The organism is Candidatus Vallotiella sp. (ex Adelges kitamiensis), from assembly GCF_020342435.1.
Classification (GTDB): Bacteria; Pseudomonadota; Gammaproteobacteria; order Burkholderiales; family Burkholderiaceae; genus Mycetohabitans.
Map to the genome: position 1 here is coordinate 145,243 of NZ_CP080504.1, position 23,657 is coordinate 168,899.

General features: G+C 44.5%; 15 protein-coding genes and 1 pseudogene. 12 read left to right on the top strand and 4 right to left on the bottom strand.

The window, feature by feature from the left end; all coding sequences use genetic code 11:
* Positions 1-107: 107 nt before the first annotated feature.
* Together K0T93_RS00650 and thiL are read right to left on the bottom strand one after the other, a co-directional pair.
* Positions 108-632 carry a phosphatidylglycerophosphatase A family protein gene (locus K0T93_RS00650; protein WP_445082800.1) on the bottom strand — a complete coding sequence of 175 codons (525 nt, stop codon included), beginning with the start codon at positions 630-632 and terminating at the stop codon, positions 108-110.
* A 25-nt stretch (positions 633-657) separates the two neighbouring features.
* Positions 658-1,704: a thiamine-phosphate kinase gene (gene thiL / locus K0T93_RS00655; protein WP_445082793.1), complete on the bottom strand. Its 1,047-nt coding sequence runs from the start codon at positions 1,702-1,704 to the stop codon at positions 658-660.
* A gap of 143 nt (positions 1,705-1,847) precedes the next feature.
* Here thiL and K0T93_RS00660 point away from each other — a divergent pair, with 143 nt between their 5' ends.
* The 4 genes and pseudogenes from K0T93_RS00660 to gap all read left to right on the top strand — a co-directional run bounded on the left by K0T93_RS00660 (position 1,848) and on the right by gap (position 9,222).
* Positions 1,848-4,169 carry an NADP-dependent malic enzyme gene (locus K0T93_RS00660; protein ID WP_225721496.1) on the top strand — a complete coding sequence of 774 codons (2,322 nt, stop codon included), beginning with the start codon at positions 1,848-1,850 and terminating at the stop codon, positions 4,167-4,169.
* 834 nt (positions 4,170-5,003) lie between these two features.
* Positions 5,004-5,418 (top strand): annotated as a pseudogene (locus tag K0T93_RS00665) (barstar family protein); the annotation flags it as partial.
* A gap of 703 nt (positions 5,419-6,121) precedes the next feature.
* Positions 6,122-8,155, top strand: a complete 2,034-nt coding sequence (tkt, locus tag K0T93_RS00670; RefSeq protein WP_225721497.1) for a transketolase — start codon at positions 6,122-6,124, stop codon at positions 8,153-8,155.
* Positions 8,156-8,211: 56 nt separating this feature from the next.
* A complete protein-coding gene (gap, locus tag K0T93_RS00675) occupies positions 8,212-9,222 on the top strand; it encodes a type I glyceraldehyde-3-phosphate dehydrogenase (RefSeq protein WP_225721498.1) in 1,011 nt (336 codons plus the stop codon).
* A gap of 954 nt (positions 9,223-10,176) precedes the next feature.
* On the opposite strand, the gene fur is transcribed toward gap, so the two are convergent.
* Complete coding sequence (gene fur / locus K0T93_RS00680) at positions 10,177-10,671, bottom strand: ferric iron uptake transcriptional regulator (RefSeq protein ID WP_225721499.1); 495 nt, start codon at positions 10,669-10,671, stop codon at positions 10,177-10,179.
* Between the two features lie 161 nt (positions 10,672-10,832).
* On the opposite strand from fur, the gene K0T93_RS00685 reads away from it, so the two are divergent.
* The 8 genes from K0T93_RS00685 to K0T93_RS00720 all read left to right on the top strand — a co-directional run bounded on the left by K0T93_RS00685 (position 10,833) and on the right by K0T93_RS00720 (position 21,318).
* On the top strand, positions 10,833-11,276 hold the full coding sequence (locus tag K0T93_RS00685; RefSeq protein ID WP_445082794.1) for an outer membrane protein assembly factor BamE: 444 nt from the start codon (positions 10,833-10,835) through the stop codon (positions 11,274-11,276).
* Between the two features lie 98 nt (positions 11,277-11,374).
* The gene (gene dapB, locus K0T93_RS00690) at positions 11,375-12,172 is read left to right on the top strand and encodes a 4-hydroxy-tetrahydrodipicolinate reductase (RefSeq protein WP_225721500.1); all 798 of its coding nucleotides are present in this window, start codon (positions 11,375-11,377) and stop codon (positions 12,170-12,172) included.
* Between the two features lie 416 nt (positions 12,173-12,588).
* Positions 12,589-15,177 (top strand): leucine--tRNA ligase, encoded by a 2,589-nt coding sequence (leuS, locus tag K0T93_RS00695; RefSeq protein ID WP_225721501.1) that lies wholly within the window; start codon positions 12,589-12,591, stop codon positions 15,175-15,177.
* Positions 15,178-15,188: 11 nt separating this feature from the next.
* Positions 15,189-15,791 (top strand): LPS-assembly lipoprotein LptE, encoded by a 603-nt coding sequence (locus K0T93_RS00700; RefSeq protein WP_225721502.1) that lies wholly within the window; start codon positions 15,189-15,191, stop codon positions 15,789-15,791.
* On the top strand, positions 15,751-16,860 hold the full coding sequence (gene holA / locus K0T93_RS00705; RefSeq protein WP_225721503.1) for a DNA polymerase III subunit delta: 1,110 nt from the start codon (positions 15,751-15,753) through the stop codon (positions 16,858-16,860). The genes K0T93_RS00700 and holA overlap by 41 nt, the downstream gene beginning before the upstream one ends.
* Positions 16,861-16,990: 130 nt before the next feature.
* The gene (locus K0T93_RS00710) at positions 16,991-18,262 is read left to right on the top strand and encodes a glutamate-5-semialdehyde dehydrogenase (RefSeq protein WP_225721504.1); all 1,272 of its coding nucleotides are present in this window, start codon (positions 16,991-16,993) and stop codon (positions 18,260-18,262) included.
* 551 nt (positions 18,263-18,813) lie between these two features.
* Positions 18,814-20,664, top strand: coding sequence for a phosphogluconate dehydratase (gene edd / locus K0T93_RS00715; protein ID WP_225721505.1), 1,851 nt, complete (start codon positions 18,814-18,816; stop codon positions 20,662-20,664).
* Between the two features lie 18 nt (positions 20,665-20,682).
* Positions 20,683-21,318, top strand: a complete 636-nt coding sequence (locus K0T93_RS00720) for a bifunctional 4-hydroxy-2-oxoglutarate aldolase/2-dehydro-3-deoxy-phosphogluconate aldolase (RefSeq protein WP_225721506.1) — start codon at positions 20,683-20,685, stop codon at positions 21,316-21,318.
* Positions 21,319-21,920: 602 nt separating this feature from the next.
* Here K0T93_RS00720 and purB read toward each other — a convergent pair.
* Positions 21,921-23,309, bottom strand: coding sequence for an adenylosuccinate lyase (purB, locus tag K0T93_RS00725; RefSeq protein ID WP_225721507.1), 1,389 nt, complete (start codon positions 23,307-23,309; stop codon positions 21,921-21,923).
* Positions 23,310-23,657 lie beyond the last annotated feature (348 nt).

Below are 23,657 nucleotides of genomic sequence, written 5' to 3' on the forward strand. Positions count from 1 at the left end.
ATCAGTTATGAATTGACGACTATGTTCGGTACATAATGACTATTACCTACACGTCACTTAAATAGTGAATAGTATTATTTGGTCTGTTAAAAGAGGGTTTACTAAAGTTAGAGAAAGTGTAGAAGCGTGATGACAATCAATGTGAAAAATGCCGCGATAATATCATCAAACATGATGCCAAAACTGCCTGATAACTTGCTGTTAAGATAGCAGATCGGTGGCGGTTTTACTATATCGAAGAAGCGAAATGTCATAAATGCACAAAACTGACAAGTAAAGCTCGCCGGCATGATAAAGAGCATGACTAGCCAAATTGCAACGATTTCGTCCCAAACTACCGCACCCGGATCTTTTGCTCCCATGTGTTGGGCCGTAAAGCCGGTAAAGCCGCACCCAGAGACAAAGCTGATGGCAATGAGTATCCACCACTGCATAACGCTTAGGTGGGGATTCAATACTAGAAACAACAACCATCCGAACAGGGTCCCAACTGTGCCCGGTATCACTGGTGACAAACCACTGCCCCCGCCAAGTGATAACAAGTGTAGAGGATGAAATAGCATGGAGCGTATAACGGCGCTCGAGTGTAGTTTTGAATCGAATCCTGGCTTAGTTACCAGTGCGATATGCATTTGATGCGAATCAGAGTGGGAGGGGTCATTTTTCATAGAAATGGTCAAAACTGCGCCAGGTTGTATCAATCGGAGAGCCGGAACTATCATACCAATGCGCTTTGTATAGGTTAGTCACGCTGGTATTTCCTTTATCTAGATCAGAAAGGGTGTCTATTGTACCTATTCGTGTAAGTGATATACCAATACGGGGGATAAGTGCAAGTAGCGTGTCACGCTGGCTAGACGGCGCGGTGAAACACAACTCGTAATCGTCGCCGCCTTCAATTGCGCACCGGTATTGAATTGACAGAGGTTGTTCGCGTAGAGCAGCTGAACGTGGCAGTGCATCGACGTCGACGTGTGCCGTTACGTTAGAACGTCTAAGAATATGCGATAAATCTCCAGCCAAACCATCAGATAAGTCGAGCGCTGCATGTGCAATACCTCTTAGCGCGATGCCAAGCGCGATGCGCGGCTCGGGCATTTGTAAGGCATGACGTAACGCAGGTAACTGATCTATGGTGAGAGGCCATTCATTCCGCAACGCACCCAGTGCTAGACGTGCATCCCCTAACGCGCCAGACACCCAGATATCATCGCCAGGCTGGGCGCCATCGCGTCGCAGTGCTTGGCCACAGGGCACATCCCCAAATACAGTGATGCAAATATTCAGTGGTCCCGCAGTAGTATCCCCGCCCACCAACTCGCAGCTATAACGATCCGCTAGCGAGAACAATCCGTGCGAAAATGCGTCGAGCCAGTCCTGGCGTGAAGTACCTGTATCCGGTAGGGCTAGCGCTAGTGTGAATGCTCGTGGTTCGGCGCCCATTGCTGCTAGATCTGACAAGTTAACCGCTAATGCTTTGTGCCCTAGTGTAACTGGCGGCACGTCAGCGAAAAAGTGGCATCCTTCGAGGAGCATATCAGTAGATACTGCTAATTCGTGCCCTGGACGTGCAGCAAGCAGAGCACAATCATCACCAATTCCTAAAATTGCACTATGATGTGGTTGTCTACGCTGAGAAGAATAGCGGTCAATAAGGCTAAATTCGGATAAGAATGTCAGCATGATGCGAGACAAAGCTTGCATAATAAGATACGCACTACGTTGTGCGCGCTGTGGCTGCATAGTACCATTACCGTAGCGATAAGCAGAAAGTACCCGTTTAGAGTTAGCTAGTGACGTTACAATGCGGCTAAAACATGCATTTTAATCCGCACTGACAGGCTATTATGTCGACATCAACTAACAGTAAGTTTAAGCTGCGCAAAGCTGCGCTTGATTATCACGAATTCCCAATGCCAGGAAAAGTCGCCATCGCGCCGACTAAACAGATTATTAATCAGCGTGATCTTGCTCTGGCCTATTCGCCCGGCGTTGCAGCTGCGTGTGAAGAAATCGTCTCCAACCCTCTCAACGCGGCTCGCTTCACTGCGCGTAGTAATTTAGTGGGCGTAGTGTCGAATGGTACGGCTGTTCTCGGTCTAGGCGATATCGGACCACTTGCAGCTAAGCCGGTCATGGAAGGAAAAGCTGTTCTCTTCAAGAAGTTTGCAGGCATTGATGTATTTGATATTGAACTCAACGAGAAGGACCCGCAAAAGCTGATCGAGGTAATCGCTTCATTAGAGCCGACATTCGGGGGCATTAATCTAGAAGACATTAAGGCACCTGATTGCTTTATGGTCGAGCGTGAGTGCCGCAAGAGAATGAAGATACCAGTATTCCATGATGACCAGCATGGCACCGCGATTGTAGTAGCTGCAGCCGTGAATAACGGCTTGAAGGTTGTCGGAAAATTGCTCAGTGAGGTGAAATTTGTTGTTTCCGGAGCTGGTGCTGCGGCGCTAGCATGCTTGAACCTACTGCTAGATATAGGGCTAAAACGTGAAAATATATTTGTTACAGATCTAGCTGGGGTTGTCTATAAAGGCCGCACAGAGCTTATGGATTCAGATAAAGCACTATTCGAGCAGGTTACTGATGCGCGCACGTTATCTGATGTAATTGGTGGTGCTGACGTGTTTCTTGGTTTGTCTGCTGCCGACGTGCTAAAGCCAGATATGGTTAAGCGGATGGCCGCTCGGCCACTAATCCTAGCTCTAGCTAATCCGACGCCTGAAATCTTACCAGAGGTTGCGCTGCAAGTACGTCCAGACGCAATTTTGGCAACTGGACGAGCTGATTATCCAAACCAGGTCAATAATGTTCTATGTTTTCCTTTTATTTTTCGCGGCGCGCTGGATTCTGGTGCGACTACAATAACTAAGGAGATGGAAATAGCTGCGGTTAACGCAATTGCTGAACTAACGCGCCAAGAGCAAAGCGACATCGTAGCGACAGCGTATGGAGTACAAGATGTGACGTTCGGTCCTAACTACCTAATTCCAAAACCGTTCGATCCGCGACTGATTGTAAAAGTTGCATCGGCGGTAGCGCAGGCTGCAATGGATTGCCACGTCGCTACGCAGCCAATCGAAGATATAGAGGCTTATAAGCAAAATCTTCAGAAATTTGTATATCACAGCGGCACAGCAATGAAGCCAGTTTTCCACATTGCACGCGGAACTCAAGCAAATAAGAAGTGTGTCGTATTCGCTGAGGGCGAAGAGGAGCGTATTCTAAGGGCGGTGCAAATTGTGGTCGACGAGCGGCTAGCTAAACCTATCTTAATCGGACGACCAGCTATAATCGAGCAGCGTATCGCACGCTATGGGCTGCGTCTTACTGTTGGAGAAGATTTCACGATTGTTAATACTGATCACGATGAGCGCTATCGAGATTTCTGGCAGACGTACTTTAAGATAATGGCGCGCAAGGGCATTACGCAGCAGCTAGCGAAAGTCGAAATGCGGCGGCGTACTACGCTAATCGGCTCGATGCTGGTGCTCAAAGGCGAGGCTGATGGTATGATCTGTGGAACAATCTCAACCACGCACCGACACTTGCATTTTATAGATCAGGTTATTGGAAAGCGAGCCGGATGCTCAGTCTACGCGGCAATGAATTGCCTGGTATTGCCGAATAGACAGATATTCTTAGTTGACACGCATGTGAACGTTGATCCAACTTCAGAGGAACTAGCTGAAATCACGTTAATGGCCGCGGACGAGGTGCGTCGTTTTGGTATCGAACCGAAGATTGCTTTGTTATCCCATTCTAATTTTGGTTCGAGTAACGCCCCAAGTGCTCAGAAGATGCGTAACACGCTCGCGTTACTACAAAAATATGCACCAAAACTTCAGATCGACGGTGAAATGCATGGAGATATTGCTCTCAATGCGAACCAAAACAGAGGCGTTCTACCAGAAAAAATGTTTGATGGTGAAGCAAATTTATTAGTTCTACCTAATATCGATGCAGCCAATATTTCATACAATTTACTTAAAACCGCGGCAGGGAATAATATTGCGATCGGGCCGATTCTACTAGGTTCAGCAAAACCAGTGCATATACTAACCGAGTCCGCGACTGTGCGCCGTATTGTTAACATGACAGCGTTATTAGTCGCCGATGCGGCTGCGGTCATGCAACAGTTTAGTAGAGAGCAGTAAACCATGGCTGTTAAACAACGGCTCTCCCACCGCAGTACAGCGCGTGATACATAGAGGTGTATGCATCACGTCTGATGAGTAACAGAATATTATTGGTAAATGGAGTGTATTAGCCTGAAGCTAGGAGGTAATCATGTGACAATCAGAAGCGCTACTATAATTGTATATGGAGCAAAAATTCTCTACCGCTCTAACTCGAATTTCTGCTCGTGATATCAAAAACAAGGTGTACTTTTATATGTTTGATCTTTAGCATCCGCATATTGTGAGGTAAAAATTTAGAATGTAAGCTAATCTATAGAAAATAACCTTGCAATTGTCTAACATCGTTAATAATCAAGGTAATTAAAAATAATATTTTATGATTAATGGCTATGCACAGGTTTGCCCCTTGAAATAGGATACAGAATTAACAAACAGCACTATTACGACACACTTAGGCGACTATGTTTACTATCCGATACCGGGCTTAATTTCCATAGCGTGGGTGCGATACCTATCTCTATCAGATTTCTTACTGACTTTAGACTAATAGTATTTTGTAATTTCGAGTCGCGTGATATCTAATTTGTTAGCGCTATTGCGCTAGCTTACACGGCGAAACGCTGTACGAAATATCGGGGCCAGGAAGACAATCGTCTTTGAAAGAGGCGCCGCTTTATACTAGTGAATGTTATTGTAATGTGACTACTATGCATTCTTACAATGGATTTCAGAATGATTGCGGTAATAAGAAATATATTTATGCTGAACAATAGAAGATTGTTTTGGCAGCATGCTACGCTAAAAAAGCGTCGAACGTGAGCAGCGCCGTGGTGTGTCGGTGCGCTGCTGTCTAATAGAGGGAACATGAGTCTTTTCAAGACGGTGCACACAAACATCGTGCAATCGATTCGTGCATTCCGTGTGCCGGAGTTAGTCGACGAAGCGGTTCGGCTAGGTCACCATTTTCTGTATGCAAATTGTGCGGCTTCCCAGACAAAAGCAGAGGTGCTTGAGTCAATTTCGACATCGTTTCTTTTCCCAAAGCAGTTCGGTAAGAACTACGATTGGCTGTATGACTGTTTGACAGATACTATGCATAAGTCAGAGGCGCAACCTGGTTTCGTAATTGCGCTTGAAGGTTTGCCTGAAACGCAGAAGTTCGACAAAGAAGCGCGGGAAACTCTGCTTGACGTGTTTCAAGAAGCCGCTGAATTTTTGGGGGGAACGGAAAGTTAATTTCCGCGTGTTTTATTCGTTTGTCTAATTCAATTTAGCTTGTCTGCGAGAGATTATGAGCCACTCATACTGAGTGTCTCTCATCTCTCGTCTAGCATAGTAGTACGCCTTGCATAGAAAGCGACTACTATGCTAGCTTTCTTATTGCATAGCACGCGGAGCCTACGCTGATCTTTATAAATATAGTAAGGTGATTATATTTAGTGGGTTGCAAACCCCCTTTTCCGGTTTGATTATACGCTATGATAAATCTGTTTTTGGCTCTTCAAGCAATACTTGCACTACTACAATATGATAAAGAAGTTCACTGCTTACCGAGTGTCGAATCCAGAGAATTGGATGTATCTAAGTTAGACGCATCTACATCGTAGTACTTTTGTATATATCTCAGAAACTGTAATGCCTCATTTAGTAAAGCTTTATATACTCTATAAGTAATAGCGTGTTACTAAAAAGATTGTGGAATTAAGCTTTTTAATGAGACTGTGCTACAGTACATTGCATTTTCAGTTCAGTCTCCCTGAAGAATAAATTCGCGCGCAGAGTACTGCTTCTGAAAAATCTCGTTAGTATGCTGTTGTCTGTAGCTGTGCAGATGGATATCGTGGATAGGCTTCGGTGGGTCTGTCTGTTAAAATGCCGCCCTCTTCGAGTCTTCTCTCACAGGCGTATGCTTGTACGTCATGCCCTCAGCTCTGCGCAGCGTTATTTTTCCTGAGTCTAGATCCAACATGACAACCCAGCTATTCACACAGACTAGCATGATGGCTAACGCAATCCGTGCGTTAACTATGGATGCTATTCAGCAGGCAAATTCCGGCCATCCTGGAATGCCTATGGGCATGGCGGAAATCGCTGTAGCACTATGGCAACGTCATTTGCGACATAATCCCGTTAACCCACATTGGGCGGACCGGGATCGCTTCGTTCTATCTAATGGGCATGGGTCGATGCTGCTATATGCGTTGCTACACCTAAGCGGTTATGATTTGCCAATGAACGAGTTGAAACGTTTCCGACAACTGCATTCGAGAACACCGGGCCATCCAGAGGTTGGTATTACACCAGGTGTAGAAACGACTACGGGGCCATTAGGTCAGGGATTAGCTAACGCAGTAGGTATGGCGCTAGCGGAAGCACTATTAGCGGCTGAATTTAATCAGCCCGATGCGAAGATTGTTGACCATTACACATACGTATTCGTTGGAGATGGATGTCTAATGGAGGGGGTGTCGCATGAGGCCTGCTCTCTAGCAGGCACACTTGGGTTATCAAAGCTAATTGTACTATATGACGATAACGGCATTTCGATTGATGGGGATGTAAGGCATTGGTTCGCTGACGATACGCCGAAACGTTTTGAGGCTTATGGATGGAACGTAATCCGTGCAGTCGATGGCCATGATGTAGATAAGATTGATATAGTCATCCGCACTGCAAAGCAATCAAATAAACCGACACTAATTTGCTGCCGTACTATTATCGGTAGAGGGGCGCCAAATAAAGCTGGTAGCCCCGACGTGCATGGCTCGCCACTAGGGGCGACTGAGATTGCTGAAACACGCTTAGCAATCGGCTGGGACGCCGAGTCTTTTGTGATTCCCCCTGATGTTTATACGCTATGGAACGCAAAAAAGACGGGCATTAAAGCTGAACGAGAGTGGAAAAGAAATTTCGCTGTATATCGCATAAAGTATCCGAAGCAGGCAGCCGAGTTTGAACGCCGTATAGCTAGCCATCTACCTACGAATTGGACTAATACCGTACGGAGGATAATCGTCGACATCAACGAGCGCGCTGCAGCGATCTCGACCCGTAAAGCATCACAGCAAGTGATCGAGGTGCTAGCTGCGACTCTGCCGGAACTACTTGGTGGTTCAGCCGATCTTTCCGACTCGACTTTAACCTACTGGAAAACCAGCAAGGCGGTACGCTCTAGCCATGAAAGCGATTCAAAGCTGATAGAGTGGGGAAATCATGTTAACTATGGTGTGCGTGAATTTGGCATGAGTGCCGCACTTAACGGCATTGCATTGCATGGAGGCTATTTACCATTTGGTAGCACGTTCTTGATTTTCTCAGATTATAGCCGAAACGCATTGCGGATGGCCTCGTTGATGAAGACTCGTTCTATTTTTGTATTTACACATGATTCGATCGGCCTCGGCGAGGATGGTCCAACACACCAATCTATCGAACATGTATCAAGCCTTCGTCTGATTCCGAATATGGAGGTATGGCGTCCAGCTGACTCGGTTGAAACTGCAGTGGCCTGGACACAGGCGGTTGAGCGTCATGGACCATCATCGTTGATTCTTAGTCGACAGAACCTAGCGTTCTTTTCGCGAACTGATGCGCAGATTGAGGCAATCGCTCGTGGCGGATACGTACTGCACGACTGGAATGACGATATCATGGCTCAAAAAGTGCTTCTAATCTCGACAGGTTCTGAGGTGGAGCTCGCGATGAACGCTATTGAGCCGCTTGCGCTAATGGGTATCGGTACTCGTGTTGTATCGATGCCATCAGCTACTGTATTTGATCGACAGGATGCGGAATGGCGAGATCGAGTTCTGCCGCGCGGCGTGGCTCGGGTGGCAATCGAGGCGGGCGTTACAGCGTTTTGGTATAAATATGTAGGAATCGAGGGTGGCGTTGTCGGGATTAATACGTTCGGCGAATCGGCGCCTGCTAGTGTGTTATTTGAGAATTTTGGTTTTACAGTCGATAACATTATCAACACTGTAAAGTCGGTATTGAATTAATCTGAGGAAGTGTAAGGTGACGATTGAAAATCGCACGCACTCATAAGGAGATAAATATGACGATTCGTGTCGCAATTAACGGTTATGGCCGAATTGGCCGCAATACGCTACGAGCCTTCTACGAGAGTGGTAAAAAGCATGATATTGAGATCGTAGCGATCAACGATCTTGGTGATGTTAAAACTAATGTGCATCTAACCCAGTACGATACTGCACACGGAAAATTTATGGGTAGCGTCTCTGTTGAGGGCGACTATATGATTGTCAACGGCGATAAAATCCATGTGCTTACGAACCGCAATTTAGATAAGCTGCCGTGGCGTAATCTCGCCGTAGATGTTGTACTAGAATGTACTGGTTTATTCACGTCGAAAGAGAGCGCGAGCGCGCACTTGAAAAGTGGTGCAAAGAAGGTTGTCATTTCAGCCCCGGGTGGAAAAGATGTTGATGCGACTATCGTCTATGGTGTCAACCATCAGGTATTAAAAGCAACTGATACAGTTATTTCGAATGCTTCGTGCACGACAAATTGCATTGTGCCGCTAGTTAAGCCACTACAGGATGCAATTGGAATCGAAAATGGCTTAATGACGACGATTCATGCGTATACGAACGACCAAGTACTAACTGACGTATACCACAAAGACCTGCGTCGTGCGCGCTCGGCTACCCATAGCATGATTCCAACGAAAACCGGCGCAGCAACATCCATCGGTCTAGTACTTCCAGAGCTTAATGGAAAGTTAGATGGCTATGCTATACGTGTACCGACAATCAACGTGTCGATCGTCGACCTATCATTTATTGCCTCGCGCGACACAAATGTGTATGAAGTAAATAAGATTCTAAAAACAGCGTCGGAAGGGCCGCTAAATGGTATTCTTTCTTATAGCGCTGCACCATTAGTATCGATTGACTTTAATCATAACTCGGCATCTTCAACGTTTGATGCGACTCTCACTAAAGTATCAGGCCGTCTCGTTAAGGTATCAAGTTGGTACGACAATGAATGGGGCTTCTCAAACCGAATGCTTGATACGACGGTAGCGCTGGCTAATGCGAAGTAATGTGCACACAATATTTTCGTATAAGGCAAAGTTGGCCTGTTCGGCGGCGCCCTCGAAATATAGTCTATTTTCTATAAGCTTTATAGGAAACGTATAAAAAAGTTGGGTATAAATCTATATTTTTTACTTGAATTAACTTTCATTTTAAATTTTATGTGAATAATATCTCTGATATTAGGAGTTCAAATTTTTCGGCATATAACTCAGTACAGTTGTATTAGATTACATCTTCATAAAAAAATCGAAGATTCATATTTTCACTTATATTACTCATCAATAAGCCTTAATAAGGGTTATTTAATTTGAATCCAGTTTCTAATTTCGGTTAATACTCAGCTCAGCTAAGTCTAATTTAATAAATTAGACTTAGCATATAAACTTAATTTAAAAAACTAATCGGAATAACATAGAAAGTCCCTTATTATTTTTTATCCCATCTATCAAGTCTTCTAGGATTTCCAGAAGATGGGTGGCGTTTCTTTTTTTAATTAGTGATCATACAGTCTAAGCTATTTTTGTGAGAGTTAGACTTTAGAGATAATCATAAAAATGAACTATTAATATAGCTACTATATTAGATATTATATACTTGAAGTCATTTTAATGAAGTATAAGTATTATCTATCTTCTAAACTCTAAAAATATACCAGGTAATTTTTGGTGGAGCTAATTATTATAGCTAATGTTTTACTTATACTTGTTGAACTTTCTTAATTAACTTAAGAGTAAAAAAAGTGCGTATCTTATTTAGTTAGGATAGTTAGTAAAAACCTGTACAATTAATAATTTGTAAAAAAACAACTAAGATATTTTTTAGATATAATAAGCATCTAAAGTAAAGTAAAAGCTAGTTCTTTTTAAAAGCGATTTTTCTCCATTAAAAAATAATAAAAATATTTTATTGGGATGAGAAAGTTAATTCTAATGCTATTATTTTTTAGTTGTTTAAAATCCTTATGTCTTATAAGGACGCCTGAAGAAAGCTGCATAGTAGCTTGGTTTAATACGCCTTTCTTCGTATAAATTTAGGTTGCTGCTTCTACATTCTTTTGTACAGAAACCATACATCGCGAGCGCGTGATCTTGTAGCTTAAAGCCCCGTTCTTTAGCAATTAATTTCTGGCGGTATTCAATCTGGGGGTCATTGAATTCTTCAACTCGTCCGCAGTCCAGACATACTAAATGATCGTGGTGCGTTCCCTCATTAAGTTCGAACATTGCTTTGCTAGATTCAAAATTACTGCGTTTAAGCAAGCCGGCTTGTTCAAACTGCGTTAACACACGATAAACAGTTGCCAGGCCAATATCTAGATTTGCATTGAGTAAGTTTCGATAGATATCTTCTGCGGTTAAGTGGCGCACGGCACCGTGTTGGAAAATCTCTAAAATCTTTAGGCGCGGCAAAGTCGCCTTGAGCCCTATATTCTTGAGGTCAGCGGGATCAGTCATTGCTAGGCATCTATAGGGTACAATTTGAGGTTCTAATAGTAGTCTATTTTAGAGTGTTCTAGTTTAAGAAGAAAGGCGTGTCTCAGGTCAAAATAGACTAAAACAGCATTAGGCTACGTTTCGCAGATAAAAAAGAGTTTAACACTCTCTTTAGATTACAAATGAGAGCGATTACCTGTTCAGTAATAGTCCGCATCTTTGTTCTTACTGGCATAACTCTGCTCAGTGGATGCGAGACATATGATAGCTTTACCCAATCTATAGCGTATCCGAGTATTACATACCGAACTACAGTGGTACAGGGCAATTTCGTATCAGCTGAAACTGCATCAACTTTACAAGTTGGTATGTCCAGAGATAAGGTGCGTAGTCTCCTCGGTACACCGCTGCTCACCGATATGTTCCATATAGACCGCTGGGACTATGTGTTTTATATAAAGCGCCCTGGAACTGCTATTATACAGAAGAGAGACCTAGTTATAAATTTTGGCGGTGATCTCGTAGCAGACTGGACGGGGGCTAACGACTTGCCATCCGAGCGCGAGTTTATCGCTGAAATCGATAGTAATCGTAAAAGTTTAAAAAAGTGGTGGTCAAGGCCTTGATAGTTAAAGCTAATTAATCCGTAGGTGGTAGCAGATAATAGCTCTATAAAACTAACTAGCTGGTGTGAGAGCCCAGCGTTTAAAATGAACTTATCAATATGAAAATCGCTATCGCAGGGGCATCAGGCCGCATGGGGCAGATGTTAATTAAAACAGTGTGGAATACACCAGAAGTTATGTTGTCGGGCGTGCTAGAACGTCCGGGTTCTATCTCACTTGGGCAAGATGCTGGCGCCTTCGCCGGTTTCCGTACTGGTCTTGAGATCACTGACAATGCTCACCGCGTACTAGCGCATTCAGACGTGCTGATCGATTTCACAAGGCCCGAAGGTACGCTTGAGTATCTGAAAGTAGCGCGTCAGCACCGCACTTGCATGGTGATAGGTACGACAGGTTTTACTGAATCTCAGAAAGCTGAGTTAGTCAACGCTGCGCAGATACTTGGAATTGTATTTTCCCCGAATATGAGTGTAGGTGTAAACGTGACGTTAAAGCTACTGCAGGTAGCTGCTAAATATTTTTCTACTGGCTATGATATTGAAATTATTGAAGCGCATCACCGGAATAAAGTTGATGCGCCGTCCGGTACGGCCCTAAGAATGGGTGAAGTGCTCGCGACAGCATTAGGTCGTCATTTAGATTCCTGTGCTGTGTACGGACGTCATGGTATGAGTGATGAGCGAGATGCGACAGCGATAGGGTTCTCAGTTATTCGTGGCGGCGACATCGGTGGTGATCATACAGTGATGTTCGCTGGAACGGGAGAGCGCATCGAAATTACGCATAAGTCGAGTAGTCGTCTTGCATACGCGCAGGGCGCGATACAGGCTGCTCGTTTCCTATTTGGACGACCAGCAGGGCTATATGATATGTGGGACGTTTTAGATTTGTGCTAGCCCTCATGCTCCCGAACTCGCAGAGTTGCTTTAGCTTAGTTCTAGGTATATCACATTCGAGAACGTACGGCCTTACCTATAATAAGGGAGTATGCGTATCTTGCGATGTACGAGCTATATCGCAAGATAAACCTAAATTTGATTGAATGCTGGTCGCATTTATCATCTACAGTGGAGGATACTTATCTAGAGCTACACGAGCAGTATAAGATAACGCAAGCATGCAGCTTTTTAGTCGTTACAGTGCCTATTTATAACTTATTCAGATTGCACTTAACAGCCAGAATTCTCATGATTGGCGTATATAGCGCGCCTATAACCTGTATTTATTACTAATAAGTTTCTTAGGGTAGACTAGACTCACATGTATTCACGTTATCTCGGCGAGCAGCAAGTTTCTTACTAAGAAGACTATTATGCAAGATAAATATGTTCCCGACAATGTTGAATCCACCGCACAGCAGGCGTGGATGGATGGAGATGTCTATCGTAGTTCTGAGTATACTAGCAAAGAAAAATTCTATTGCGTTTCGATGCTGCCCTACCCATCTGGCAAACTGCATATGGGGCATGTACGTAACTATACGATTAATGACGTAATGTATCGTTACAAGCGTATGCACGGCTATAACGTTCTAATGCCAATGGGATGGGATGCATTCGGTATGCCAGCAGAAAACGCAGCGATTGCTAATGGCGTTCCACCAGCTAAGTGGACATATGAAAATATTGCCTACATGAAGAAGCAAATGCAGGCGATTGGTTTAGCAATTGACTGGTCACGTGAAATTACGACATGTAAGCCAGAATACTACAGGTGGAACCAGTGGTTATTCCTAAAGATGCTTGAAAAAGGCATCGCATATAAGAAGTCAGGGACAGTAAACTGGGATCCAGTTGAGCAAACTGTACTGGCTAATGAGCAGGTCATTAACGGGCGTGGCTGGCGTTCTGGAGCGGTAGTTCAGAAGCGCAATATCCCAATGTATTACTTGCGCATCACGGAATACGCAGAGCCGTTACTTCAGGATCTAGATGCGCTGGGGTGGCCCGAGAGCGTGAAAATAATGCAGCGTAACTGGATTGGCAAAAGCCATGGAGTAAACTTTGGCTTCCCGTATGAAATAGATGGAAAGAAGCAATTGCTACGCGTATTTACCACCCGTATAGATACGATTATGGATGTCACTTTCGTAGCTATCGCCGCAGAACATCCGCTCGCTACGAAATTGGCAAAGAACCTATGCACATTGCGTGCGTTTATTAATAAATGTAGATATGGCGGGGTAGCCGAGTCTGATATATCAACAATAGAGAGGAAAGGGGTGCCCACCGGTTTCTGCGTTACACATCCGCTAACAGGTGCTGATATTGAAGTCTGGATTAGCAACTACGTATTAATGAACTATAGTGAAGGTGCGGTAATGGGCGTGCCAGTTCACGATGAGCGCGACTTTTCATTCGCGACGAAGTATCGCCTTCCTATTAATCGGATCAGCACAGAGCGAGGCAAAGTACCAAATTCATCTCAAGACTATCGTAGCGAGGGGTGCGCGAGCACCTGCGTGAATAGTGGAAAGTATGATGGAATGGATTATAATCAAGCAGTTGAAGCTATTACAACAGATCTTTCTGTTAGGGGCCTTATCACTAAACAGGTCGAATACCGATTGCGTGACTGGGGCATTTCGCGTCAGCGCTATTGGGGTACGCCGATCCCTATGATCTATTGCTCGTGCTGTGGCGATGTGCCGGTGCCAGAGCAAGACTTACCTGTACTGTTGCCTGAAGACTTAGTCCCAGATGGTAATGGTAACCCACTAGCTAAATCTGATACGTTTACGCGTTGCACATGCCCGCGCTGTGGTGCTGAGGCAAGACGTGAAACTGATACGATGGACACGTTTGTTGATTCTGCTTGGTATTTCTCGCGCTACACATGTTCAGATGCACTGTCAATGGTGGACTCTCGTACCGACTATTGGATGCCTATGGATCAATATATCGGTGGCATTGAGCATGCGATTTTGCATCTATTATATGCACGCTTCTGGGCCAGGGTAATGAGAAGCCTTAAACTAATTAATTTTTGGGAGCCAGCAACCAATTTGGTCACACAGGGTATGGTACTCGATCAGACATACTATCGTGAGGATTCAACCGGTAAAAAAACATGGTTCAATTCTTCGGGTGTACAGTTGTCACACGATGAAAAAGGGCGTCCAGTTAGCGCAGTACTATACACCGATGGCCAACCGGTTGAGATCGGCGGTCTTGAGAAAATGTCGAAGTCAAAAAATAATGGCGTCGATCCGCAATATCTAATCGATTTGCACGGTGCTGATTGCGTGCGACTATTTATAGTGTTCGCAGCATCGCCTGAGCAATCACTAGAATGGTCTAGCACTGGCCTAGAAGGCGCTTGCCGTTTTTTGAGGAGACTATGGACATTCGGCTATATGCATTATGCAATTTTTTTAACCCAGCCCGCACTAGATAGTATAACACTAAAAAACGCGAGTAAAGTGCTGCGCCGTGAGATTTACTCGATGCTCAAACAAGCCAATTTTGACTATCAACGTCTTCAATATAACACCGTTGTGTCTGCAGCGATGAAAATGCTCAATGCGCTAGAGTTAGCTAAAAATGTCTGCGCTGCAGTTTTGTACGAGGGATACGGTATCTTACTTCGCGTACTATATCCGGTGATACCGCACATTACATTTATATTATGGCGTGAACTTGGTTACGTGACACAATTTGGTACGCTTCTAGATGCAGAATGGCCGGAAGTGAATGAACAAGCGCTAGAAAAAAGCGAAATAGAATTAGTACTGCAGATTAATGGTAAATCTCGCGGCACACTAAAAGTAGCGAGTGACACGTCACATAATGCTATAGAGCAGATGACACTCGCGCATGAGACGCTTAACAAGTTTTCTAAAGGCAAAACGCCAAAGAAAGTAGTGATCGTGCCTGGGCGGCTTGTAAATGTAGTCTTTTAATAAGTCTCCATATGCCTAAATTGAAGCTAGCATGCTACTTCAGCGTGTTTGCTGCGACAGCGTTATTATTATCCGGATGCGGTTTCCAACTGCGAGGTAACTATATCCTCCCATTTAAACGGCTTGCGCTTATTAGCCCAGATCTAGAACTCAGCGCAAAGATTCGGAGAATAATCGAGAATAGCAGCCAGACGCAGATTGTTAATAGTGTGGACAGTGCGGATGCAATTTTGTCAATTTCAGAAGCGTGTAGTACTAAGATAGTTCCGCATAATGCGGATGGACAGCTTAATGATCATGAGCTTAACTATACAATGTCCTACCAATTAATTGGTATGGATGGCACGGTGCTGTTGCCATTTAGCATGCTTCACTTAAATCGATCAACGCGTTATTCTGATCAGAATGTCTTATCTAAATTGCAAGAATACGATGTACTGTATCGCGACATGAGTAACGAAGCAGTTAGCCAGCTATTATGGTGCATAAGCGTAATGCCTGCACCGAATCTGAACTATGATAGGGTGCGTTCGGGAATAACACATACATTTTACGGTAAACCGGATACAAGCCATGCAACTTCGCGTAAACGCCCTGAAATCGCATCTCGCTAAGACGTTAGGTTGCTTATACATTGTGTATGGCGATGAGCCATTACTTATGCAGGAAGCTATAGCATGTATCCGCAGTGCTGCGCATGCTGCCGATTTTACTGAGCGCAAGGTACTTTTTGTCGATCGGGGTTTTGATTGGAGCCTACTAATTGGTGCTATAAAATCGATGTCGTTATTTAGCAAGCGTCAGATGATCGAATTGCGCATTCCAACCTGTAAGCTAGATACAAATAGTAGTGAGGCATTAAAAGCGTTAGCAGCGTCGAAAAATCCTAACACGCTAACGCTAATTACATTACCCCGGCTAGACGCCGTAACGCAGAAGACGGCATGGTTTACTGCATTGCTTCAGGCTGGTATGGTGATACGTATCGATACAGTTGAGCGCGCGCAACTGCCGAACTGGATTGCTAAACGGCTTGCAGCGCAGCAACAAAGTATTGTCTCTGGTGACGAAGGTCGACGGGTACTGCAATTTCTTACCGATCGGGTTGAGGGTAACCTGCTTGCCGCTCATCAAGAAATACAAAAGCTTGGTTTATTATATCCCGCCGGTGAATTAACGTTTGAACAGGTGTGCGATTCGGTGCTTAATGTGGCTCGTTATAACGTGTTTAGGCTTAATGAGGCAATACTTACCGGGGATATTGCACGCTTGACACGGATGCTCGATGGATTGCGTAGCGAAGGTGAGACAGCAGTGTTAGTGCTTTGGGCTATCTCAGAAGAAATCCGTTTGCTAATGCGAATAAAGCGAGGTCTGACTACTGGTAAATCGTTAGCGATTTTAATGCATGAAAATCGCGTATGCAGGCTGCATGAACAGCTAATACCCTCTGCACTGCAACGTGTTGATGTATCTTCTCTGGAACAAGCAGTAGGCTTTGCAGTGCAGATAGATCGACAAATCAAGGGGCTGTTCAGCGGGACAGGGGTAACGCGTCCGAATATCGAACCTGCTTATACGTTACTGCCACCAGCCGATCCGTGGGATAGTTTGTTCGATCTAGCAATGATGATTGCTCAGCCGGGTACTAACATTACTGCCAGACCGGTAGTACGCCTATAGTCTTATAATAGCAACTATTATGTTGCCTGTCATGTAGCGTATTAAGGCGCGTGTACTGGACAACAATTTTAATCTGCGTAGATAAGTGTTTTTAACGCCTATCATATCCGCATATTGCGGGAACATAAAGATGAATATTAACTGCTACATGACTGATTTAGGTATCCGTGCTCGTGCAGCATCAAGGGTACTTGCCAGAGTCTCAGGAGCCGAAAAGAATGCGATACTTGAACGGATTGCGCTAGCAATCCAGGAACAGGCTGACACGCTTCAGCGAGCAAACGCACGTGATGTTGATCGAGCGCTGGCCCATGGGCACGATGCGGCTTTCATTGACCGACTAACGCTGTCGGAGAAAGTGCTAACAATGATGGTTAAGAGTGTACGTCAAGTTGCGGCGCTACCTGATCCAATTGGCGAAATTACTAGTATGAGGATGCGTCCCACAGGTATACAAGTCGGTCAGATGCGGGTTCCGCTGGGTGTGATTGGTGTAATTTATGAGTCGCGGCCGAATGTTACGATTGATGCAGCTGCGCTATGCCTGAAATCAGGCAACGCCGCGATCCTACGTGGTGGCTCAGAGTCAATCGAATCCAATACAGCATTTTCTGTACTAATCTCCGAAATACTTCGCACAAGTAGTTTACCAGAGGATGGAGTGCAAGTGATCGATACACCAGATCGGGCAGCGGTAAACAAGCTAATTACAATGACCGACTATGTTGATGTGATCGTGCCGCGGGGTGGAAAACGCTTGATGCAAAAATTGATTGGTAAAGCACGGGTACCAATGATTAAACACCTTGATGGCGTTTGCCATGTTTATGTAGATGATGATGCTGATATTAGTAAAGCATTAGATATATGCGATAACGCAAAAACGCATCGGTACGGCACTTGTAATACGATGGAGACGCTGCTTATCGCACGGGGAATCGCTCCAAACATATTACCACTGCTAGGTAAGTTATATCTAGATAAAGCAGTAGAGCTTCGGGTAGATCCAGCCGCACGAACAATTCTTGCTAATGCCGATATCGAGCCGCTTGTAGATGCGACCGAGGCCGATTGGCATACAGAATACCTAGCGCCAGTACTTTCAATTAGGATTGTAGATGGCATCGATTCAGCGATTGAGCATATTAATATGTATGGCTCTGCGCATACCGATGCGATCGTGACTGAACATTATAATCGCGCGATGCAGTTCCTAAATGAAGTCGATTCAGCTAGCGTGATAGTCAATGCATCAACGCGTTTCGCGGATGGATTTGAATATGGTCTAGGTACTGAAATAGGCATTTCTAACAACAAATTACATGCGCGTGGTCCGGTCGGCCTTGAAGGATTAACCTCATTAAAATATATTGTCTTAGGTCATGGTGAAGTTCGCCTATAAAGGAACAAACATTGTTGTACATTAATATACCTCATACCATCTAGATGTCTTCCTGGTTTTAGGGCTGTTTTATTTAACTCTTGTTTTTGAGAACTACTGATACCAAAGATGTAAGTGTTTGATAAATGCTCCACTGAGATTTAAAGGATAATTGTCTACTTTAGTTAGGGTAGTACTTCCTATGGGGTAAGTAAACTTATTTGAAAGGGCGTTTAGTGTTTAACAGAGAGACAAGTGCACAGTGTACATGATATAAACCTGATTATGAATTATCAAAATCCACGAGACTTCTGAGCCGTAGAGAACCCGAAGATCTTAAAGTCGTCTGGCGTATCTATGTAATCAAGTAAAACTGATGTAGTATATCAACAATTCTGTAGTCAGCCAGACTAAGCCTATTAGCTATGAGAGGAATCTCTCCTCATTACCTCTGATTGAGTCCTTCCGGAATTTCTATTAGACTCGGTACGCCGGTCAAGCTTTTAATTTATTCAGCGACACAAATTTTCCGGATCGGTTGCGTGTGCCGCCCGTCTCCAGGAGCGATTTTCATGACTTCGTTACACTCCCAGCTAACAGCTGTGACCGATCGAATTATCGAGCGTAGTAAAGCAACGCGGCATGCTTATCTCACCCGAATCGGGGATGCACAAGGACAGTTTCCTGCGCGCAGTACATTGTCTTGCGCTAATTTAGCTCATGGTTCGGCTGGATTTGAAGGACAGGACAAGATCACAATCCGCGCGCTGCAGCGGCCTAATATCGGTATTGTGTCAGCTTATAATGAGATGTTATCAGCGCATGCGCCGTACCGTAACTTTCCTGACGTTATCAAACGAGCTGCCCGCGAAGCGGGGGGTATCGCACAATTTGCTGGTGGCGTGCCAGCGATGTGTGACGGCATCACGCAGGGTAACGCTGGCATGGAGCTATCACTATTCTCCCGTGATACGATTGCGATGTCGACGGCGATTGCATTGACGCACAATATGTTTGATGCGGCACTATGCTTAGGCATTTGCGACAAGATCGTGCCAGGTCTACTGATCGGTGCGTTGAAATTCGGCCATTTACCAACGATATTCGTACCTGCAGGACCGATGACTAGTGGCTTGTCTAATGATGAAAAGGCTAAGATCCGTCAGAAGTTCGCTATCGGCGCCTTAGGACGCGAGGTACTGCTCAATAGTGAGGCTAGCGCGTACCATAGCCATGGTACTTGCACATTCTATGGTACAGCAAACTCAAACCAGCTTCTTATGGAAATAATGGGTCTGCACTTGCCAGGTGCTGCATTCATTCATCCGCATACGCCACTACGAGATGCACTTACTGCCGAGGCAGCACGACGGGTGCTACAACTAACTGCACAAGGCCCGCACTATACGCCGATTGGGCGCGTAATTGATGAAAAAACAATTGTCAATGGCATTAGTGCGCTATTAGCTACCGGAGGCTCTACTAATCATACTCTGCATTTAGTGGCAATTGCTCGCGCCGCTGGCATTGTTATCGACTGGAACGACTTTGATGACTTGTCACGTGCGGTGCCACTGCTAGCGAAGATATATCCGAATGGTACAGCAGATATTAATCACTATCACTCAGCCGGGGGTATGGCTTTTCTGACACACACACTACTCGAGGCTGGTTTGCTACATGATGATGTAATGACTGTCGCTGGGATCAGCTTATCAAACTATTATACGCGTGAACCAACATTAGTTAACAATAAGTTGCTTTGGGTTAATGGCTCGCGCGAGAGCCGAGACAAAGCTGTTTTAAGAGGCGTTGCGGAACCGTTCCAGCTAGATGGTGGGCTACGGCTAGTACAAGGCCGGCTGGGACGAGGTGTGATTAAGATTTCCGCAGTCGCACAAGAACATCGCAGTATTACTGCACCAGCAATCGTTTTTGATTCACAAGAAGGTGTTCAAACTGCTTTCAATCGTGGTGAGCTAGAGCGAGATTGCGTTGTTGTAGTGCGATTCCAGGGAGCAAGAGCTAATGGTATGCCAGAGTTGCATCGGCTCACGCCGCTATTAGGTATCTTACAGGATAAAGGTTTTAAGGTAGCACTAGTAACAGACGGTAGAATGTCGGGCGCTTCTGGAAAGGTGCCAGCGGTCATTCATCTATCGCCTGAAGCACTTCTAGATGGCCCGATTAGCAAAGTGCGTAACGGAGATTTAATTACACTAGATGCAGAAGCTGGGCAGTTAGACGTGGAGGAGGCTGAATGGGCGCGACGTGCATATGAAAAGCCTATTGCATATTCTAACCAGAATGAGTTGGGCTTTGGCCGCGAGCTATTCAGCATGTTTCGTGCGGCAGCTCTACCAGCCGAGCAAGGCGCTTCGGTTTTTGGAGCAATGCCGGGTGAGGATATTATTTCAATTTGAACTACAGGAAAACTATAGATGAAATCCGTGAGCGAAATTGTGCAGATCGGGCCAGTTATCCCGGTTCTAACATTTGAATCAGTGGAGCAGGGCAAGCAAGTCGTACATGCCCTATACCAGGGCGGGATAAAAGTTCTAGAGATTACTCTACGAACTGCGGTAGGCCTGCAAGTAATCAAGCACGCAGCACAATTTTCATCGGATATCGTTGTAGGTGTCGGTACCCTAACTACTGTCGATCAGATTGAAAAAGCCAAGCGTGCTGGCGCAATATTTGGTGTGTCGCCTGGCCTTACAAGCGATCTTCATTTAGCTGCTAAGGATATTGGCTTACCCTTACTTCCCGGCGTGATGACGCCTTCTGATATTCTATTTGCGCTTTCCCTTGGCTACGATATTGTAAAGTTCTTCCCAGCCCAGCAAGCTGGGGGATTAGAAATGCTGAAAGCATTTAGAGGCCCCTTCCCAACGCTACGTTTTTGTCCGACTGGAGGTATCACAAAGGAGTTAGCGAGAAGTTTTCTCTCTTTACCTAACGTAGTCTGCGTTGGTGGATCGTGGCTCACTCCGCATACGGCAATAACTGCCCAAAACTGGGGTGAAGTAACACGTCTAGCCCATGCAGCAAGTCAACTAGCACGGGCTAATATCTAGACCTTTATTTTATATATCAGATCAGATAAGGGTAGCTACTCGACTGGAGTATAGGGCACTGCTAAGCAGCGATCTCCGTGCTTCGCTTGTTGTTTATGTACTAAATTTATTTAATTCTGATTCTTATTTTTGAGTGTTGACTCAATTGGGTTGAAGTTTTTAATTGATACCTAATCGAGGGGTAGAAATATTTTTCTCTAGAGAGAAGCGTATTTATGTGCGATATAGTTAGATAAAATGGGAAATAGGCTGCAGTATTACGATAACTTCTAAAAATTGCTTTCTATAGCACTGCTTGTTTAGTTTACGTAGGTAATTACGCCATAGAAGCATAGATATAAGCCCATCAATCCTCCGCTTATTTAAGTTTTAATCTTAAAGTTGCTATGCAAGGTTGGTGATAATATAGTGTAAATCGTGCCTAAAAACACGTGTCTATTGCTGTACGAGCATAGCTTATGCTGTGCTTCTTAATCCTGTTATTTCTAGAAATGCAACAAACCCGTGTTTAAGAATTAGTGTATATCGAAGCAATGATACAGGATTGCACTTTCAGTTGAAGCACGTGCGTGTCTCTATAGTATTGATCAAGCACACCCATATTAGTTGATGCGCTGTGCAAGCTCTATTGCTTTGCCAATATAGGATGCTGGTGTCATTAGTAGCAGTTGCTTTTTGGCTTCGTTGGGAATTTCCAGTGTATTAATAAAGGTATGTAATCTATCTTGAGTAATTTTTTTGCTACGCGTGAGCTCCTTTAATTGTTCATACGGATTTTCTATTTTATAGCGGCGCATAACTGTTTGTATTGGTTCGGCCAGCACTTCCCAGCATTTATTTAGGTCTTCATCAATTCGATTTGAATTTACCTCGAGTTTATCGAGTCCGCGAATTAATGCATCATATGCGAGTAGCGAATAGCCAAATGCAAGTCCAATGCTACGCAGAACTGTCGAATCGCTTAGGTCGCGTTGCCAGCGCGATATTGGAAGCTTGCTTGAAAAATGGTGTAGCATTGCATTAGCTAGCCCAAGGTTACCTTCGGAATTTTCAAAATCAATTGGATTAACCTTATGCGGCATTGTTGATGAGCCAATTTCTTCTGGCTTTATCTTTTGTTTAAAATATCCTAACGAGATGTAACCCCACATATCGCGATTCAAGTCTAATAAGATTGTATTGACTCGAGCAACTGCGTCGAAGAGCTCCGCCATATAGTCGTGCGGTTCAATTTGAATTGTATAGGGATTAAATGTTAGCCCGAGTTGCATCTGCACGAAATCCCGAGCAAAACCTTCCCAGTCAAAATTGGGGTAGGCAGATAGATGGGCGTTGAAATTGCCGACTGCGCCATTCATCTTTCCCAATACTGTGACAGTAGAAATTTGGTTAATAGCATATGATACACGACTAGCTACGTTAGCAATTTCCTTACCTAAGGTCGTTGGACTAGCTGGCTGTCCATGCGTGCGTGAGAGCATTGATTGTGTGGCGTATTTATGCGCGAGTGTAATCAGCCGCTGATGTACAGCGCTTAATGCCGGCTGTATTACATGCTTACGCGCACCCTGTAGCATTAACGCATGTGCCGTATTATTAATATCCTCAGACGTGCAGGCAAAATGGATAAACCCACTGATACGCTCTAGTTCTGGTTGACCATCGAGAGACTCCTTAAGCCAGTACTCAACTGCTTTTACATCATGGTTTGTTACGCATTCGATCTCTTTAATGCGAGCAGCAGTATGCAGGGAAAACTTTTCAACCAGTTGAAGTAAAAATTGTTCAGATGATGTAGAGAGCGCTGGAATTCCAGACAATCCAGCACGTGATAGCGCGATTAACCAATGAACTTCAACAATGACACGATGTCGTATAAATGCTGCTTCAGATAGCCAGTCACGCAGAGGCTCAGTTCTATCCGCATAGCGGCCATCCAGGGGCGATAGAATAGTTAGCGCAAAAGGGGTATTAAGAGAAATATTAGACATGGCACGGGAGATTATAGTAGTTCTAAAAAGTGAAAAATATAAATTTAATTATCGGCCGCTCCTATCGAATCCGAAAATCAGGAAATAGCAAAAGACTATGCAGTCTAAAACTTTTTAGTTAGATAGCGACTATAATAATTTTTCTATTTCATCTGCTAAACAAGGTGCTATTCTTGATGCTGAACGATATAGAGGAAATATTTTATTTCTAAGGTTATTGAGAATATGTTAACATGTTCTTTCTTACAAAAAATATTGAAAATTAGCCACTTGCCTGCTACTAACTCCCCCTGACTAGTACCAGGGAAACTAGGCGTGTATTGTTATACGATAACTTTATGCTGATTT

Coding starts and splice junctions, on each gene's coding strand:
- leuS (WP_225721501.1), top strand. CDS start 12,589: ATGCAAGATAAATATGTTCCCGACAATGTTGAATCCACCGCACAGCAG.
- K0T93_RS00710 (WP_225721504.1), top strand. CDS start 16,991: ATGAATATTAACTGCTACATGACTGATTTAGGTATCCGTGCTCGTGCA.
- dapB (WP_225721500.1), top strand. CDS start 11,375: ATGAAAATCGCTATCGCAGGGGCATCAGGCCGCATGGGGCAGATGTTA.
- K0T93_RS00720 (WP_225721506.1), top strand. CDS start 20,683: ATGAAATCCGTGAGCGAAATTGTGCAGATCGGGCCAGTTATCCCGGTT.
- gap (WP_225721498.1), top strand. CDS start 8,212: ATGACGATTCGTGTCGCAATTAACGGTTATGGCCGAATTGGCCGCAAT.
- holA (WP_225721503.1), top strand. CDS start 15,751: ATGCAACTTCGCGTAAACGCCCTGAAATCGCATCTCGCTAAGACGTTA.
- K0T93_RS00700 (WP_225721502.1), top strand. CDS start 15,189: ATGCCTAAATTGAAGCTAGCATGCTACTTCAGCGTGTTTGCTGCGACA.
- K0T93_RS00660 (WP_225721496.1), top strand. CDS start 1,848: ATGTCGACATCAACTAACAGTAAGTTTAAGCTGCGCAAAGCTGCGCTT.
- fur (WP_225721499.1), bottom strand. CDS start 10,671: ATGACTGATCCCGCTGACCTCAAGAATATAGGGCTCAAGGCGACTTTG.
- K0T93_RS00685 (WP_445082794.1), top strand. CDS start 10,833: ATGAGAGCGATTACCTGTTCAGTAATAGTCCGCATCTTTGTTCTTACT.
- purB (WP_225721507.1), bottom strand. CDS start 23,309: ATGTCTAATATTTCTCTTAATACCCCTTTTGCGCTAACTATTCTATCG.
- thiL (WP_445082793.1), bottom strand. CDS start 1,704: ATGCAAGCTTTGTCTCGCATCATGCTGACATTCTTATCCGAATTTAGC.
- tkt (WP_225721497.1), top strand. CDS start 6,122: ATGACAACCCAGCTATTCACACAGACTAGCATGATGGCTAACGCAATC.
- edd (WP_225721505.1), top strand. CDS start 18,814: ATGACTTCGTTACACTCCCAGCTAACAGCTGTGACCGATCGAATTATC.
- K0T93_RS00650 (WP_445082800.1), bottom strand. CDS start 632: ATGCATATCGCACTGGTAACTAAGCCAGGATTCGATTCAAAACTACAC.